Origin of the sequence: Novosphingobium sp. BL-52-GroH (assembly GCF_044813085.1) — a bacterium.
Classification (GTDB): domain Bacteria; phylum Pseudomonadota; class Alphaproteobacteria; order Sphingomonadales; family Sphingomonadaceae; genus Novosphingobium.
Window position 1 is genome coordinate 497,007 of record NZ_CP171149.1, and the last position, 15,441, is coordinate 512,447.

Below are 15,441 nucleotides of genomic sequence, written 5' to 3' on the forward strand. Positions count from 1 at the left end.
TGAACACCGTCCACCCCTCGCATCCGACAACCGCTCAAAAGGATCGCAGAAACTCATGGCCATGACATCTGACGTGTCGGTCAACATGAAGGAGGCGCTTCTCACACGCACGATCGAGGCGATCTCGCTGGACGGCCTCGATGGATTCACCTTGCGATCGGTCGCCACGAACGCAGGCTGCTCGACCGCCGTCGTCTTTCAGAACTTTGCGGGCAAAGCCAAGCTGATCGAAGCAGCGATGGACAGCGCCTTTGAAAAAGACCGCGAGTTTCACGATGCGCTTACGGCCGACATCGGAACCGTCGCACTTGGCCTCGACGGGCTGGCCGCGCTGATCTCGGGCTATATCGAGTTGAGAGCGACACGGACGGTACCACCCTTTTGGTCGGAGATCCTGCTGAAGCACGCCGGCCTCGATTCGCCAGGCGTGTCGCTGCATCGCTGGATCGAAATGCGGGTGGAATTCTGGGCCGGCCGCCTGATCGCGTTCGGTCTCGATGGAACGCTTGCTCCCATCCTGCATACGTACATCCTGATGGAGGAAGTATATTCGTATGCCCTACATGACCGGATCGAATACATTCTGATGCTGCGGGAAACCACCCGAGCCCTGGCCGAGCGGTACTTCGGCGCACCGCCGCGGCCTTGCGAGAGCGCCGTCAGCCAGTGGGCCTCGGACAACGAAAGCCGGTTTCGCATTCGAGCAGAGAATGCGGACGGCAGTGCGCTGAGGGAAAGACTAATGGCATTCGCCATCGACGACATCATCGCCCACGGCATCCCCGGACTTAATCTCAAGAAGATCGCCAAGCAGGCGAACGCTTCGCTGTCGATGATCGCTTACCATTTCGGCGATACCGAAAGCTTCGTGAACGAAGCTGTCTGGCGCGCCCTCGTGCAGGGAATCCCTATCGAGGTCGATCCAAACCGCGCGGATGGCATGCCGCTGGCCGCCATCGATGACTGGACGCAACTCCTGGCCCGGCTCATTCGACCCCGGCAGGAGCAGGCCCGGCCGGGCTTCTACGTCGGGGTTGCCCGGCTGATCGGACAAGCCGCGCTGTTCGCCAGGCGCCGAAAGGACCTGCTCCCGGTCATTCTCCACCTTCGCAAGATCGAAGGGGCGGGAACCTTTCGGGCCAGCCAGACGATCTGGCCGACCGGGCTGACGATCGAGCGGTCTGCCGCCACGGTGTTCGGCATCTGGATCAAGGGCCAGGCGATTCTAAACGATACGTGCGCGGCCATCAGTCCGGCGGGATGCGACGACATTCTAAAGTCTGTCTCCTTCCTTTATACGCAGGAAACCTAGGTGTTTGGTCCCGGGGTTTGATTGTGCTGGTCTGATGTAAAGCGCTGGGGTTCTTTTGCAGATGAACGCGCAGGGGTGAGAGTCTGTTTGGAAAATCAGGGGTGAGCGTTTCGGCGTAGGAGATTGCCGCCCATAGCGACGAGGATCATGGCCTGCGAGACGTCGATGCGCTTCTCGTAGTCACGGACCAATCGGCGCCATCGGATCATCCAGCCAAAGGTCCGCTCGACGACCCATCGTCGGGGCAGCACCTTGAAGCCCTGCTGCTGATCGCTGCGTCGAATGACCTCGACGACGAAATCCAGATAGCTTGCCTTGTCCATGAGCTTGAGGCGGTCATAGGCGCCATCGGCGAAGAGATGTTTGATCCAGGGCCAGCGTTTGCGGATGCCATCGAGGATGGTCTGAGCGCCCGCGCTGTCCGAAATGTCCGCAGTGGTCAGGTTGACCATCAGCAGCCGCCCATCGGTATCGACGGCGATATGCCGCTTGCGCCCGACAACCTTCTTGCCTGCGTCGAACCCACGCTTTTCTGCCGATGGCGCCTTGACCGACTGGCTGTCGATCACTGCTGCGCTCGGACTGGCCTCTCGCCCTTGGCGCTCGCGATCGAGCATCAGTTCGATGTCGTGGATTGTCTGGAACAGGAACCTGCGAGCCAGTTCCCGGAACCAGCCATAGACTGTCTGCCATGCCCCGAAATGGATCGGCAGCATCCGCCAGCCACAGCCCGAACGAACAAGGTAGCGCACGGCGTTGATCACCTCGCGAAAATCCACCTCGCGTGGACGGCCCCGGCGCCCCGGCTTGGGCATCAGGGGCGCCAGGCGATCCCATTCTTCATCGGTCAGATCACTGGGATAGCGCTTCGTCTTCTTGGCAATTTGGGCCATTCGCCCTCGGCTCTGCTGGGTCCACATCCAGAGCCTGAATCAGACGCAGAGCCTCGCGACAACCCCCGGCAACGATTTTCCAAACAGCCTCTGAGGTCCTGGAGGGTCTTAAGCCGCGTGGCAAAGTTTTAAAGTTGGCGAGGTGTTCGCGCAGCTGATGCGGTTGATCGCCACGAACATGTAAAGCCTGCCCTCTTCGGTGCGGACCTCGGCGATATCGATATGGAAGCAGCCGATGGGGCAGCTCTTGAACTTGCTCCGCCCGGCCTTGTCGCCCTCGCCCTCGGGCAACCGCGTCAGGTGCGGGATCGTCGCCTGCGGCCCGGCCTTCCGGTCATCGAGCGATCGGCGTTGGCACCAATCGCAACGGTCTTGGGGTTGATTCCGCCTATTCTATCGAGGATCGTGATGGATCACCCCACGGCTCGGTCAGAAGGGCAGAGCATTCACGAGCGCTGCCAGTTCGGCCTGGCGGCTGCATGCCATCTTGCCCATGATGGTCCGCACCTGCGTCCGGACGGTCTGCACGCTGGTCCCGCGGCGCACGGCTATGCGCGCCGGCGATTCTCCCTGTGCCAGAAGCAGAGCGACGTCTGCTTCCGCCCCAGTCAGCGCGAACAACTGCCGCAGCCCATCGTGGCGCGCGCCTTGACCTATCCCGTGCCGGAACAGGATCATGGCCGCGCGCCGTCCGGAAGGATCGGTGAAGGGCGTAACGTTCACGAAGACCTGGCGCTCGTCGGAGCGCGGCACGACGATGGCAGTCGAGCAAGGCGTGGTTCGGTGCGTGGCATTTGCGATCGCACGCGCCAGATCGGCGCCGGCGGTGATGGCTCCTCCGCGAAGCCGGGCCGGGGGCTCTCCTTCAAGCAGTGCGGCCTCCGCTGCCGCGTTGACCGAGCGTACGCGTCCGCCGGTATCGACGACAATCATCGCAAGGCCGGTGGCATCGAGCGCCGATTGCGCGGCTTGCGTCTGACGCTCCGCTGCGGCGAGCTTGCCACGCACGATCAGCACCCGCGCGACATGGGGAAGCACCGCGCCCAGCCGACCGGCTTCCTCGACGGAGAATGCACCGCGAGCGCTTTCTCCGCGATGAAGCCCGATGATTCCTTCACCATCGCCAGTTTTGACTGCAGCACCCAGGCAATGGAGCGTGTCATCACCCATCCCACGCAACCAGTCACTGTAGAATGCGGTGCGCCGAACCGAAGCGGCATCGACTTCTTCGTCCATGCGGATAGCGCAGTTCATCCTTTGCGGACGGTACGCGACTGCCACCCACGGGTCGCTGTCGGCGTAATTGGCGCAATAGTCGGCGTAATGCGCAGCGGTGAAATAGTTGTTATGCTGCAGGACGTCTGTGCCACCGCCACGATGGCGCCACGCCATCGTGGCCGAGCGTGCGCCCACCGTCCGCGCCAGCAGGTCAGGTAATCGATCGAAGGCTGCATCGTCGAACAGCGCGTCGTAAATATCTTCCGTCGAGAGGATGGGGGGGCTCGTAACGCTCAAATGCCAAAGCTCCGACTTGCGATATCAAAATGCCCCATTTGGGTACCCCTTGCCATGCCCAGCATGGCTGGCCCGGGGCAATAGCATCACTCTGCCCGTCCGGGAAGTATCTGTGTTTAATAAGTTTCTTGTCCGGATTCATATTTTAAGAATCATCCCACATTTGAGGGATGAAAGAGCATGCGGGACCATGCAGATGCCACCCGTGGGGATCGAAGCCCGGTAGGCAATTCTCAAGATCACTACGGGAACAAGGGGTGTTCCCTTGAACTACTGACGGGGGTTTGAATTGAAGAAACATTTCTTGATCGTTGCTGCGGTAGCTACGAGCAGTGCGTCGATGCCCGCACTGGCGCAGGAGCAGACGTCGCAGGTAAGTGTTGGCGTGACGGGTGGCAGCTTGGGTATCGGCCCGGAAGCGGCAATTCGCGTTTCTCCGGTCCTGGGATTGCGCGCGAACGCGACGTTCCTGGGAGTCAGCCACTCGGTCGACAGCGACGATATCACGTACGACGGTCGCCTCAAACTGGGTTCGCTCGGCTTGATGGCGGACTTGCATCCTTTTAGCGGTGGCTTTCGCGTCTCGGCTGGTTTTCGGATCAACAGCAACAAGGTCAACCTGAAAGCGAACACCAGTCAGGACAATACCGTCGAAGTCGGCGATACAGAATATTCGGGAGCTGCCGTCGGCACTCTCAGCGGGCAGGTGAAGACGAAGAAATTCGCTCCGACATTGACGGTCGGCTATGCAGGGGGGCTCACCAAGGGCCTCAAGTTCGGAGTCGAGGCTGGCGCCATGTTTCAGGGCTCGCCGCGCATCAACAACCTGCGCGCTAGTGGTCCAATATCCTCCGACCCTGATTTCCGAGCGGCCCTCGCCCGTGAGGAGCAGGAAATTGAGGACGATATCGACAAGTACAAGGTTTATCCGATCCTGCAATTCTCGCTGCGTTATGCCTTCTGATCTTGGAAGGCCGCCCCTTTCCCCTCCTCGCGGGTAGGGGGGCGGGAAACGCCGAGTTTGATTGTCGAAGTTTGCACAGGTGACCGTTCCCGTCGATCCTTGAAGAAGGCCGATGGGAACGCGAAGCGGGGTCAGGGAAAGTGTCCCTTGTTCCTGGCCCCGTTTCGCAACCGCGGCAAAATGGGCCGCCGCACGTCGTTGTTCCCAGGGCGCATTGACGCCGGTGCTCGGCCACAGGATCGAGAAGGGTCGCCTTACGGTGCATACCGTCTCATAACAGCCTGCGTTGAGGCTGAATCGGGTTGGGGATTCCCAAAGCGATGAAAGTCTGAAATCAATGGCGTCCTGCATCGAGAGGACGTGGCGACAAGCGCAAATTTTAAATATGATTGGGCGAACGCTGCGCCCGGACACCCTGGCTTGGCAAGGGTGCAAATAGGCTGAGCGGTATCGCTTTGGACTGGCCGGCGCGGCCGCCGGCCAGTCAGATCCTTCATATGGCGTGTTCATCCGCTTCGCTGATGTCAGCCAGCTTCCCTTCGACCGGCCGCTTGCCCGGCTGGCTCTTGCGATACGGTTCGAAGCTGGCGCGATCGGCGTCGAAGCTCATGTCCCAGGGGATATTGTCGCCGCGAAAGATCGGCGGGGCATTGTTCGACCAGAGCAGCGAACCAAAGCGGAAATCCCACGCGCGCGGGACCCAGTTATCGTCCAGATAGTCGGTGTCGGCATGATATTCCGCTTCCCCAGCCTTGCCCGGCATGTCGCAATAATAATAGATGGCCGACGAGATGCGGTGCCGAGATATGCCGCCCGAACTGTTCATCGTCTGGTTCTTCCAGCCCTTCGCCTCCATGATGTTGGCACCGAGCATGACTTCGTCGATATCGTCCATGCCGAAGGCGATATGCATGAACTTGAAATGGTCGGGCGCAATCGGGAGGTCGCAATTCACCCAGAAAATCGAATGATGTTCGAACGTGCCGCCGGCGCGGGAAAAGATACCGGTGCCCTTGCTATGATCGACATAGCGAAAGCCCAGATGGCGCTCGTAAAATTCGAAACTGCCCACATAGTCGGGCGAGAAGAAGACGACATGGTTGATCGTCTTGGGGATGGCCTTGCGCCGCCAGATCCGGTGCTGGTTGAAGCGCGGATAGGAACCCGGCGTGTTGACCGGGCTGGTTTCGCTGACGACCGGGCGCTTGGCCCAGACCCGTAGGGCGATGGGCTGGCCGTCGGGGCAGGTGCAATGGACGGTGCCGTCATCGTCGCGGCGCACAGGGACTTCGCGCGCGAGGCTCGCGGCGATCCGATCCAGTGCGTCGGCGCTTTCCACGCCCCAAACCGTTTCCTTCAGGCCATCGCCGGGGTAAGGATCGGGCGAGGGCAAGCGTGTATCCCCATGTCGATAGAGGATAATTCGCGAGCCGGAGGCAAGCCGAAATGTTACCTCCTCCTCGCTCGCCTGCTCCAGCGGCAAGCCGAAATCGGTCCAGAAGCGGGTATGTTCGCCCAGGTCGGCAACCCCGAAAATCGCGCTCTCAACGCCCAAAATGCTCATGCATGACTCCTCATCCTGAGCACCACCATGCGGGCGTGGCTTGGCGAGCGGAAACGCATTTCGTGGGAGCCTGCTATCGGTCCTGCCAATAGCAGGTGTCTTTTCAGCCCTTGCGAAACAGCATCGTCAGCAGGAAAAGGATGGTGCGCCTGTCCAGCAACCGCAGCGCGGCGCGCGCTTCGGCGGGGGTGAGTTTGGCCACCATCGGCATTGCGCCGAAAATCTTGCCGCGGATGATAAGCGCGTTGCCGTCCCGCTCTATCTTGCGGACGGTCATCAGTTCCTTGTCCTGCGCGTCGAGGATTTTCATGACTGGCTGTTTCTGGTTCGTCACTGCACGGCTCCTGCGCAGACCTTGTCATAATCGATGCCCATATCGTCCATCATCTGGATCGCGGTGGCGCGTCCCGCGCCGAATACGCCGCCGCCCGGATGCATGAAGGGACCGACGAGATAGAGGCTGTCGATCCCCGGCACGCGGAAATGGCCGAGGTCGGGCGTCGGGCGGTGGCCGACCGTCTGGTACATGAAGGGCGCGCAGCCATGGATGTCGCCCTTGACGAAGCTGGCCGGGCTGTCGCGTTCATGGTCGAGCGGGGAGCGGACCAGCGAGCCGATGATGTTATCCTCGTCCAGATTGCTGTAAAACAGACGATATTGGCGCAGGCTTTCTTGTGCGACCTGCTCCTTCACCTGATCCCAGGCGGCCGGACCGCCTTCGTGCAGATCATAGGGCGCGAAGGTGACGCCGTAGAAGACTCCGCCCCCCGCCGGCGCACGGCTGGGATCGTTGGTGGTGTTGTCGCCGCCCGCGATCAGGCGGCGTGGCGGCACGACGCCCCGGCGAAGATGGTCGTAATCCAGCAGCATGTCGCGCATCGTGTGAGTCTGGAGCAGTTCGGTCATAACCCCGCCCTCCCCTTCGGCCCAGCGCAGCTTGGCCTTTTCCTTCAAGGCCATGTGCAGCAGGTTGATCGAGAAGGTCGATGGCGTAACCCGTTCGGCCCGCTCAAGCACGGGTTCAGGGGTTTCGCTGACGAATTTGCGCAGGACATGGGGGTGGATCGCACCGATGACGCCATCCTTCGCCATGATGGTTTCGCCATCGGTGAGTGCCAGTCCCGTCGCCTTGCCGGACGTGACGATGACCCGCTTCACCTCCGCGTTACAGCGCACCTCACCGCCCATATGTTCGATCGCGCGGACCAGCGCCTTGCTGAGTTCGCCCGATCCGCCCTTTGGCATGGATACGCCATAAGTATGGATGATCCCCGGCATCAACAGCGCGCCCATGCCGGTACCCAGTTCGTCGGGCATCTGGAGATTTTCGGTGACGAGCCGGACGATGTGGATTTTCAGCCGGTCGCTCTCGAAATATTGGTTCACGACATCCAGCGCGGAGCGCTGCATCACGTCGAGCAGGAAGCGGCCCTCGTCCGACTGGTCCATCATCGCGACGAACGCGCCCATCGGGAAGGGCGGCGCGTAAAGACCACCCATGAACATCGGCAGGACGCCCTGGCTGATGCCCACGAAACGCCGATAGGCGTCGGCATCGCGCACGCTATATTGCGCGATTTCCTGACAAGTGCGGTCCAGATCCTTCCATGATCGCATCACGGTGCCATCGTCCCAGATGCTGACATGGGGCAGTTCGGGGTAGATATAGTCGAGGCCGAATTTGCCGATCAGGCCCAGCTCGTCCTCGCGGATCATCGGGTTACCCTGGATCATGATGTGGACGTTGCTATGCTCGTCATGCCAGTAGCCCGGCGTGATGAGTTCGCGGGTCGAAACGCCGCCGCCGAAATGGGGCTTGCGTTCGAGGACGAGCACTTTCTTTCCCGCCTTGGCCATATAGGCCGCCGCAGTCAGGCCATTATGGCCCGCGCCCATGACGACGATGTCGTAACTGCTCATCGATGCTCTCCAAAAAAGGCGCGGAACTGGGCGATGCCGGGGACGTGGCTGGCGCAGCCGCCATCGGCGACGATCAGTTGGCCGGTAATGTTGCGGGCGGCGTCGGACGCGAGGAAGGCGGCGACCTGGGCAATGTCATCGGGGTCGCCAAGCTGATCGCGCAGGGTTTCGGCCTCCACGGCTTCGCGCAAGGGCGGCGGGAAGGCGGCGCGGAGCGCCGGCGTCATCGTCATGCCGGGCGCGACGGCGTTGCAGCGTATGCCCTCTGGTCCGTGGCTTGCGGCGATCGAGCGTGTCATCTGGATGACCGCGGCCTTGGACGAGCTGTAAGCGGCCTGGATCAGATGCCCCTGCAACGCCAGATTGCTGACGGTATTGACGATATTGCCGCGCGTGGCCCGCAGATGGGGCAGTGCGGCGCGGCAGGCGACCATGCTGCCGCGCACATTGACGGCATAGGTGCGGTCCCACAGCGCCGTTTCCATCTGCTCGATATCGCCATCCCGCCGCGCGACGTCGGGGCCGAGCAGCGCGGCATTGTTGTGGAGAATGTCGAGCCGGCCATAATGGGCGATCGTGGCGGCGATCATCGCTTCCGTTGACGCTTCGCTTTCCAGATCGAGCGCGATCGCCAGCGCATCGGGCAGTGTCGACGCCAGCGCCTTTGCTGCCTCGAACGCAATGTCGGCGATCGCCACGCGGGCGCCGCGCGCCGCCATCAACTGTGCCGTCGCAGCGCCGATGCCGCCTGCCCCGCCGGTGATGATCGCCACTTTCCCATCCAGACGGATCGCATCGGCCTGCATCGCCCTCTCCTCCCTTGCTCTTGTCGGCAGGCATCATATGCTGCGCAGCAAATGCGGGAAGACGGCACTTTTTTGTGCCCTCCAAAATGAGACCGATGATGAACTTCGACGATTTCGATGCGCCCGCGCGCGTGGGTCTGGCGGCATTGGCGCAGGACATGGCGAACCATGGCGCCGAACGCGATGCGCCGATCCGGACCATCTTCGGCCTGCTGGGGGATCGCTGGTCGATGCTCGTCCTGCTGCTTCTGGCTGTCGCGCCGTTTCGCCATGCGGAATTGCGCAGGCTCCTCGACCGGCTGAGCGCGGAAGGCAGGATTTCCCAGCGGGTGCTGACGCTCAAGTTGCGGCTGCTAGAACGCAACGGACTGGTCGCGCGATCGGTGAGCGACGACGTTCCGCCCAAGGTGGGCTATGCTCTGACGCCTTTGGGGGCCGAGCTGGTAGGGGAAGCCCGTCGGCTGCTGGGCTGGGTGCAGGCCAGCAGCTTGCCAATCAATCGGGCGCGCGCGGCCTTCGACAGGATGGAGGGCGACTAACCGCGCGATTTGGGTGTCGAGTCGCTCAGGAATTGTGCCGCCAGTTCCTCACGCGACACGCGCGCCTCTTCTAGCGATATGACGGACTGATCGCATTCCGGAACGGCAGGCACCTGCGCATAGGACATGATCCGTTCCACGACCCAGCGTATCGCCGGATCATTGTTGCTGGAGATATGCCACTGGATAGCCTCGCGAATGGGAGGGATATCCATCGGCACTTCGCGCAGGGTCAATGGCAGATAAGCAGCCATGCGGGTCGCCAGCCGCCGGTGCATCGTTGCGATGCGGTCGGAGCCGATGACGAGGCCGGGGAGCGAGAGAAAACTATGGGTTACGATCTCGACCCGGCGCTGACGCTTCTGACGACGCACGAACCAATCCTCGAACGCAGACACACGAGCGCGCCCGAAGCGCGCGGTCACATGCCCAAGCTCGAAATAGAGCTCCTTGGTCATGGGCCCGGCCATCGCCGGATTGCCGTTCCAGCCGACGACGACATAGTCATCCTCGAACAATATCTGGCTGGGATGGTCGGCGGAAATCGCATAGTCGATGGTGATGAGCAGGTCGATGGCGCCGCGTTCGAGCGATTCCAGCAAGGCTTCGCTCAGCGACTGGATTTCGAATCGCATGCCGGGCGCCTGCTGTTGCAGGTCCGTCATGGCGGCGGCCAGCAGCACTTCGGTGATATAGTCCGACGCCATGATGCGGATCGTGCGGTCGGACGTGGCGGGATCGAAGGGCGGCGGCACCGCGATGGTCGATCGGATCTGCTCCAGGACGGCGCGAACCGGATCGACGAGACCTTCGGCGCGGGCCGTCAGCACCATCTGCCGCCCTTTCTGCACCAGCAGATCGTCGGCAAAATAGTCTCGCAGGCGGCCCAAAGCGGATGAGGTGGCGGACTGGGACAGGCAGATGCGGTCCGCAGCCAGGCTGACGCTGCGCTCAGCCAGCAGCGCATCGAGCGCCACCAGCAGATTGAGATCCAGCCTGTCGAAGCGCATGTGCTCTCCTTCCTCAGCCTGCCGCTATAGCCGACAGCGCGTTGGCAACGAGCTTAGCAGGATCGCCGTCGTGGGCAAAGCCGGCATCGTCCGCCGCCGGGGTGGCAAGCGCTGGATGCGCGCCGAAGGCAGTCTCCAGCGCGGCATCCGGGCGGTAGCTGACAAGATCGGTCGACACGCCGCATTGCCGCGCAACCTCGGCGGCCAGATCGCCCATGGCGATGCGCTGTGCAGGCAACGTCACGACGCGGGTAACGGGCATCAGCGCCGGGTCCATGGTCAGCGCATGGACCAGATTGTCGGCGCAGCGCGCGACCGACTGCGCCCAGATGGTCGCGCCTTCCGACACCGGGCAGACGAAGGGCTCCCCCGCGCGCAGGGCATGGAACAGGTCGCTCATGAAGGCGGATTTCATGCCCGATGGTCCCTTGGGCCGGGCAAGGATGCCAGGCAGTCGGACGCTGATCCCCTCGATCTCGCCGCGATGGTGCATCATGGCGACGGCGATCTCCATCATCGCCTTGTGCCCACCATAGACCATGCGCGGGGCGAGCGGGGTGTGGTCGTCCACGCCTGCGGCGGGCAACGGGTCGCCGAACACCGCGATCGAACTGGCATAGACGATGCGCGGCCTGCGCCCCGCTGCTTTAGCGGCATCGAGCAGGTCGTACATGGCGTCGATATTGATACGGCGGGATGCGGCGGGATCAGCCTCTGCCGCGCCGCCCGGAACGGTCGCGAGATGGACGAGCGCACTGCATCCGTCTGCAAAGGCTTCGGCACGGACGGACGACGAAGCAATGTCACCTGCCACCGCGCGCGCGCCAGCGGGGATGCCGCCTGCCACGCTATCCATGCCGACGACGCTTTCGCCCGCGTCCAGCAGGCGTTGCACAAGCTGGCGGCCGACGAAGCCGCCGGCCCCGGTCACGATGATCGTCATGTTTCAATACCTGTCCGGATAATGGGCGCGCACATCCTCGCTATAGCTTCCGAGCGGATAGGCGAGCATCTGGCTGTTCCAGGTATCCCATTGCAGGCGCATGGCCTTGAGCCGCGCGGGATCGTCGGGCGCAAGATCGGCCCGCTCGCGCACGTCGCTGGCAAGATTGAACAGATGTTCCTTGTCACCCAGCTTGAGATATTTCCAGTCGCCCTGTCGCAAGGCGGCCTGGCCATTGGCCTTGAACCGCCAGTAGAGGGTGCGATCGACCGGGGCAGCCTTGCCGGTCAACTGGGCCGACAGGTCGACACCGTCGAACGTCCCCGCCTTTGCGACATAGCCCCCCGCCATGGCCAGCAGGGTCGGCAGGAAATCCATCGAGATCATGACCTGGTCGCTGGTCGATCCGGGCGCGATATGGCCGGGCCAGCGGGCGAGCAAGGGTACGCGTATGCCACCTTCCAGCAGTTCGCCCTTGACGCCGGTGAAGGGCCAGGTTTCGGAGAAGCGTTCGCCGCCATTGTCGCTGGTGAAGATGATGATTGTATTCTCGGCCTTGCCGCTGCGCTCCAGCGCCGCCAGCAGCTTGGCGACATTCTGGTCCATCGCCTCGACCATCTCCTTATATTTGGCGAGGCTTCCGCCATTATAGTGAAAGGAGCCATCGAGCGTCGGCGCAACGGCGGCGTCCTCACGCCCTTCCCAGGGCCAGTGCGGCGCATTGAAATGAAGGCTGAGAAAGAAGGGCTTGTCGCCCGCCTGCTCGACCGTCTTCACCGCTTCGTCGCCGAACAGGTCGGTCAGATAGCCATTGCGCTCGATCGGCGTGTCGCCTTGCGCAAGGCCGACGCCGAGGTCCTTTCTGCCCATCACCATATGATGGCGGAAATAGTCGGCCGCGCCCTCGACGATGCCGAAAAACTCGTCATATCCATGGCGGAGCGGGCCATGTCTGGGCGGTTCGCCCAGATGCCATTTTCCCACCAGCTTGGTGTGATAACCCTGTGCGCGCAGGACCGAGGCGATGGTAGGGCGGTCGACCGGCACGCCGATGCCGTCCGGTGCGCCCGGGCCTAGCGGTTCCTCGACGCCGATGGCAAAGCGATATTGGTAGCAGCCCGTCAACAACGCAGTACGAGTGGGTGAGCAGATCGAGCTATTGGCGTAGCCCTGTCGCAGGATGATGCCCTGCGCACCGATGCTGTCGATCGCGGGGGTGCGAATATGATGCGATCCCGTGCAGGACAGGTCGGCATAACCCAGATCGTCGGCCATGATGAAGATGATGTTGGGGCGAACCTTGCCGACCGACGCAGTAGCGCGCTCCCCGCTCGCAGCCAGTGTCCCGAGCGCGCATACGCCGCCAATGAAAGCCCGTCTGTCCAACTGCATGATCGTCCTTCCGGAAGTGTCTGGAGCAGGACCGCAAGGCCCTGCTCCTATACCCTATCCTCAGCTATTTCAGAAATTCGCTGAGAAGCGCAGGCCATAGGTCTGCGGTGCCGTGTAACGGGCGACCGCCATACCGATCGGCGAGCGCTGGGGCGTGGCTATGCGGCGCTTATTCTCCAGATTGTAGAGGAAGGCGCCCAGCGACCAGCCGCCATCGGCCGCGCGCAGAGTGAGGCTGAGGTCGGTCTGCCAATAGGCGCGGATATGCTCGAAATCGAGATATTCGAACGCGCCCCACTGATCGTCGCGCCAGGCGGTGGCGACATTGCCGACCAGTTCGAGGGAGCCGCCGAGCGGCACGACCTGTTCCGCGCCCAGATTGACAGTCCATTTGGGCGAATAGAGCAAGGGCTTGCCCGAGCAGTTGAAGTCCTTGACCGGGGCACCGCCGGCAGTAGCGCCGGTCAGGGAAAACGGACAGGCGATATTGTCGCGGGGCGAGGCGGTATAGAGGTGCAGGTCATCATAGGTGGCTTTGAGATATTGCACTTTGGCGTTCAGTGTCGTGGTCGGTGTCGCCTTGACGATTGCATCGACATCCACGCCCTTGATCGTCGACCTGCCCGCATTTTCATTGGAGTTGATCAGCGTGCCGCTGGTGTCGACGGTGAAATAGGTGATCTGCTGGTCCTTATACTTCCAGTAGAAACCCTCGACGTTCAGCTGCACGCGATTGTCGAAGAAGCGGTTCTTCGATCCAATGGTATAGGCAGTTATGAATTCCGGATTGTAGCGTGACTTACCTTCGGCCAATTGGAAGCCGCCGGCGCGGTAGCCGCTTTCGACCGTGGCGTAGAGCAGGCTTGCCGGGCCGACATCGAATTCCGCTGACGCCTTCCAGGTGACGCGCGAATAGCTGCCGCTGTCCACCACCGGATTGTAGGTCTTGAGGATCGTGCCGTTGCCGTTCAGCAGCGCGAAGACTTGCGGGTTTGCTTGGTCGGTGCTGCCCGCCGCGATCCAGCCATTGCTGGCCAGCCAGTTGACCGTGTCGCCAGTCGTCAGGAAATTGGGATAGCGCGGCAGCGCGCCCGGCGCGGCGCATCCCGCCGCGAAGGAGGCCGGCGGTACGATATTGGCCGGCGGCAGGCCACCACAGAAGGTGATGAAATTGTTGATGATGCCATCCATTGACTTCTTGTCGCGCGTGTAGCGCGCACCGCCGACCAGACGGAAACGATCGCTGACATGAGCGGTCAGCTGACCGAAGGCGGCCCAGCTTTTCGTCTTGTGGGTGTAGGACTGGATCGGCAGCACGAACTCCTGATTATATTCGTTCTGCGCGTCGATCTTTTCGTTGAAGTAAAAGCCGCCCAGCACATAATCCATCATGCCAGCCGACCCGGCAAGGCGCGCTTCCAGACTATACTGCTTGTCGATTTCGTTGGTATATGCGGTATTGAAGGCCGGTCCGTAGAAAAAGCTGTCGCCCTTCGACTTGCGGTAGGCTGGGAGCAGGGTGAAAGTGCCGATATCGGTCTTCCAGTTCAGCTCCGCATTGACGCCCCAATAAGTGTAATCGACCGACTGCTGCTGGTTCATCGCGTTGAGGAAGCCGAAGCCCGGCGCCCCGAGCAATGTCTGCCGATAGGCGTTGGCCGCATCGGTGTTGAACCCTTCCGACGCATCAAACGGCCCCGGCGTGAAGCTATAGCCCGACGGACCCGGCGTATAAGCGCCGATATAGCTGCCCCCCGGCCCGACACCGCCGATCTTGGTCCAGTCCGCGCCGATGCGCAGGCTGATGGCGTCGGTCGGCTCGATCAGGAACTGGCCACGCAGGCCGGTGCGCTTCAAATCGTCACTGCCATCGCGGTTATAACCGTCATGGACCTGACGCGTGGCGGCCAAGCGCAGCGCGCTGGTGTCGCTGGTGGCAAGGTTCAGATAGCCATCGACATTGACCGCGTCATAATTGCCGACGGACAGGTTGAAGCCCGCGCCATTGCGGCCCAGTTCCGGGCGGGCGGGAATGATGTTGACCGCGCCGCCGGTGGCGTTGCGGCCGTAGAGGATGCCCTGCGGACCTTTGAGCACTTCAACACGTGCAAGGTCGTAGAAGGCGGAACCGAAGGCACCCGCCGCGCGGCCCAGCACGACGCCGTCATAGCTGGGCGTAACGGCAGGGTCGTTGTAGCTGCTGGACGTGATATTGCCGACGCCGCGAATGAAAATGGAGGTATTGGAGCCGCCGCCATTGGTGACTGTGATCGCGGGGACACTCTTGGTGATATCCTCCGCCTTGGTGATGCCCTGCTGAATCAGCGTGTCGCCGGTGACGGCGTCGATAGCGATCGCGGCCTTCTGCGCGCTTTCCGACTTGCGCTGCGCCGTCACGACGATTTCATCGATGCCGCCGGACGACTGATCGACAGGCTGTTCAGCGACCTGCGCCCAGGCGGCCGGAATAGCAGCCGTCGTTACGACGGCGGCCGTTGTGGCGAATAGAATCTTGCGCATTGCCCTCTCCCTGACTGGTTTTGCTTTGGCGCGACATTGGCCGCTGAAACGGGTCGCTGTCAC

At 62.2% G+C, this 15,441-nt stretch carries 13 protein-coding genes and 1 pseudogene; 3 read left to right on the forward strand and 11 right to left on the reverse strand.

Annotation, left to right across the window (positions count from 1 at the left end; translation table 11 throughout):
• Window positions 1–55: 55 nt before the first annotated feature.
• Window positions 56–1,312, forward strand: a complete 1,257-nt coding sequence (locus ACFFDA_RS02195; protein ID WP_404477959.1) for a hypothetical protein — start codon at window positions 56–58, stop codon at window positions 1,310–1,312.
• Window positions 1,313–1,407: 95 nt separating this feature from the next.
• Here ACFFDA_RS02195 and ACFFDA_RS02200 read toward each other — a convergent pair whose 3' ends face one another.
• The 3 genes and pseudogenes from ACFFDA_RS02200 to ACFFDA_RS02210 all read right to left on the reverse strand — a co-directional run bounded on the left by ACFFDA_RS02200 (window position 1,408) and on the right by ACFFDA_RS02210 (window position 3,618).
• The gene (locus tag ACFFDA_RS02200; RefSeq protein ID WP_404477960.1) at window positions 1,408–2,232 is read right to left on the reverse strand and encodes an IS5 family transposase; all 825 of its coding nucleotides are present in this window, start codon (window positions 2,230–2,232) and stop codon (window positions 1,408–1,410) included.
• Between the two features lie 126 nt (window positions 2,233–2,358).
• A pseudogene (locus tag ACFFDA_RS02205) lies at window positions 2,359–2,547 on the reverse strand (IS481 family transposase); the annotation flags it as partial.
• A gap of 87 nt (window positions 2,548–2,634) precedes the next feature.
• Window positions 2,635–3,618: a helix-turn-helix transcriptional regulator gene (locus ACFFDA_RS02210; RefSeq protein ID WP_404477961.1), complete on the reverse strand. Its 984-nt coding sequence runs from the start codon at window positions 3,616–3,618 to the stop codon at window positions 2,635–2,637.
• 391 nt (window positions 3,619–4,009) lie between these two features.
• Between ACFFDA_RS02210 and ACFFDA_RS02215 the strand changes: the two genes are divergently transcribed.
• On the forward strand, window positions 4,010–4,684 hold the full coding sequence (locus ACFFDA_RS02215) for a hypothetical protein (protein ID WP_404477962.1): 675 nt from the start codon (window positions 4,010–4,012) through the stop codon (window positions 4,682–4,684).
• A 493-nt stretch (window positions 4,685–5,177) separates the two neighbouring features.
• Here the strand turns inward: ACFFDA_RS02215 and ACFFDA_RS02220 are convergent, their stop codons facing one another.
• The 4 genes from ACFFDA_RS02220 to ACFFDA_RS02235 form a co-directional block, all read right to left on the reverse strand.
• A complete protein-coding gene (locus ACFFDA_RS02220) occupies window positions 5,178–6,248 on the reverse strand; it encodes a VOC family protein (RefSeq protein WP_404477963.1) in 1,071 nt (356 codons plus the stop codon).
• A gap of 103 nt (window positions 6,249–6,351) precedes the next feature.
• Window positions 6,352–6,558, reverse strand: a complete 207-nt coding sequence (locus ACFFDA_RS02225; RefSeq protein ID WP_404477964.1) for a hypothetical protein — start codon at window positions 6,556–6,558, stop codon at window positions 6,352–6,354.
• A gap of 20 nt (window positions 6,559–6,578) precedes the next feature.
• The gene (locus tag ACFFDA_RS02230) at window positions 6,579–8,168 is read right to left on the reverse strand and encodes a phytoene desaturase family protein (RefSeq protein ID WP_404477965.1); all 1,590 of its coding nucleotides are present in this window, start codon (window positions 8,166–8,168) and stop codon (window positions 6,579–6,581) included.
• On the reverse strand, window positions 8,165–8,974 hold the full coding sequence (locus ACFFDA_RS02235) for an SDR family NAD(P)-dependent oxidoreductase (RefSeq protein WP_404477966.1): 810 nt from the start codon (window positions 8,972–8,974) through the stop codon (window positions 8,165–8,167). The genes ACFFDA_RS02230 and ACFFDA_RS02235 overlap by 4 nt, the downstream gene beginning before the upstream one ends.
• A gap of 95 nt (window positions 8,975–9,069) precedes the next feature.
• On the opposite strand from ACFFDA_RS02235, the gene ACFFDA_RS02240 reads away from it, so the two are divergent.
• Window positions 9,070–9,513: a winged helix-turn-helix transcriptional regulator gene (locus ACFFDA_RS02240; RefSeq protein ID WP_404477967.1), complete on the forward strand. Its 444-nt coding sequence runs from the start codon at window positions 9,070–9,072 to the stop codon at window positions 9,511–9,513.
• Here ACFFDA_RS02240 and ACFFDA_RS02245 read toward each other — a convergent pair.
• From ACFFDA_RS02245 to ACFFDA_RS02260, 4 genes are all read right to left on the reverse strand, one after another.
• Window positions 9,510–10,490 (reverse strand): LysR family transcriptional regulator, encoded by a 981-nt coding sequence (locus ACFFDA_RS02245; RefSeq protein ID WP_404477968.1) that lies wholly within the window; start codon window positions 10,488–10,490, stop codon window positions 9,510–9,512. The two genes, ACFFDA_RS02240 and ACFFDA_RS02245, sit on opposite strands and share 4 nt — an antisense overlap.
• A 46-nt stretch (window positions 10,491–10,536) precedes the next feature.
• Window positions 10,537–11,466: an NAD-dependent epimerase/dehydratase family protein gene (locus tag ACFFDA_RS02250; RefSeq protein ID WP_404477969.1), complete on the reverse strand. Its 930-nt coding sequence runs from the start codon at window positions 11,464–11,466 to the stop codon at window positions 10,537–10,539.
• Between the two features lie 3 nt (window positions 11,467–11,469).
• On the reverse strand, window positions 11,470–12,858 hold the full coding sequence (locus ACFFDA_RS02255; RefSeq protein ID WP_404477970.1) for a sulfatase: 1,389 nt from the start codon (window positions 12,856–12,858) through the stop codon (window positions 11,470–11,472).
• Window positions 12,859–12,927: 69 nt separating this feature from the next.
• Window positions 12,928–15,441 carry a TonB-dependent receptor gene (locus ACFFDA_RS02260; RefSeq protein WP_404477971.1) on the reverse strand — a complete coding sequence of 838 codons (2,514 nt, stop codon included), beginning with the start codon at window positions 15,439–15,441 and terminating at the stop codon, window positions 12,928–12,930.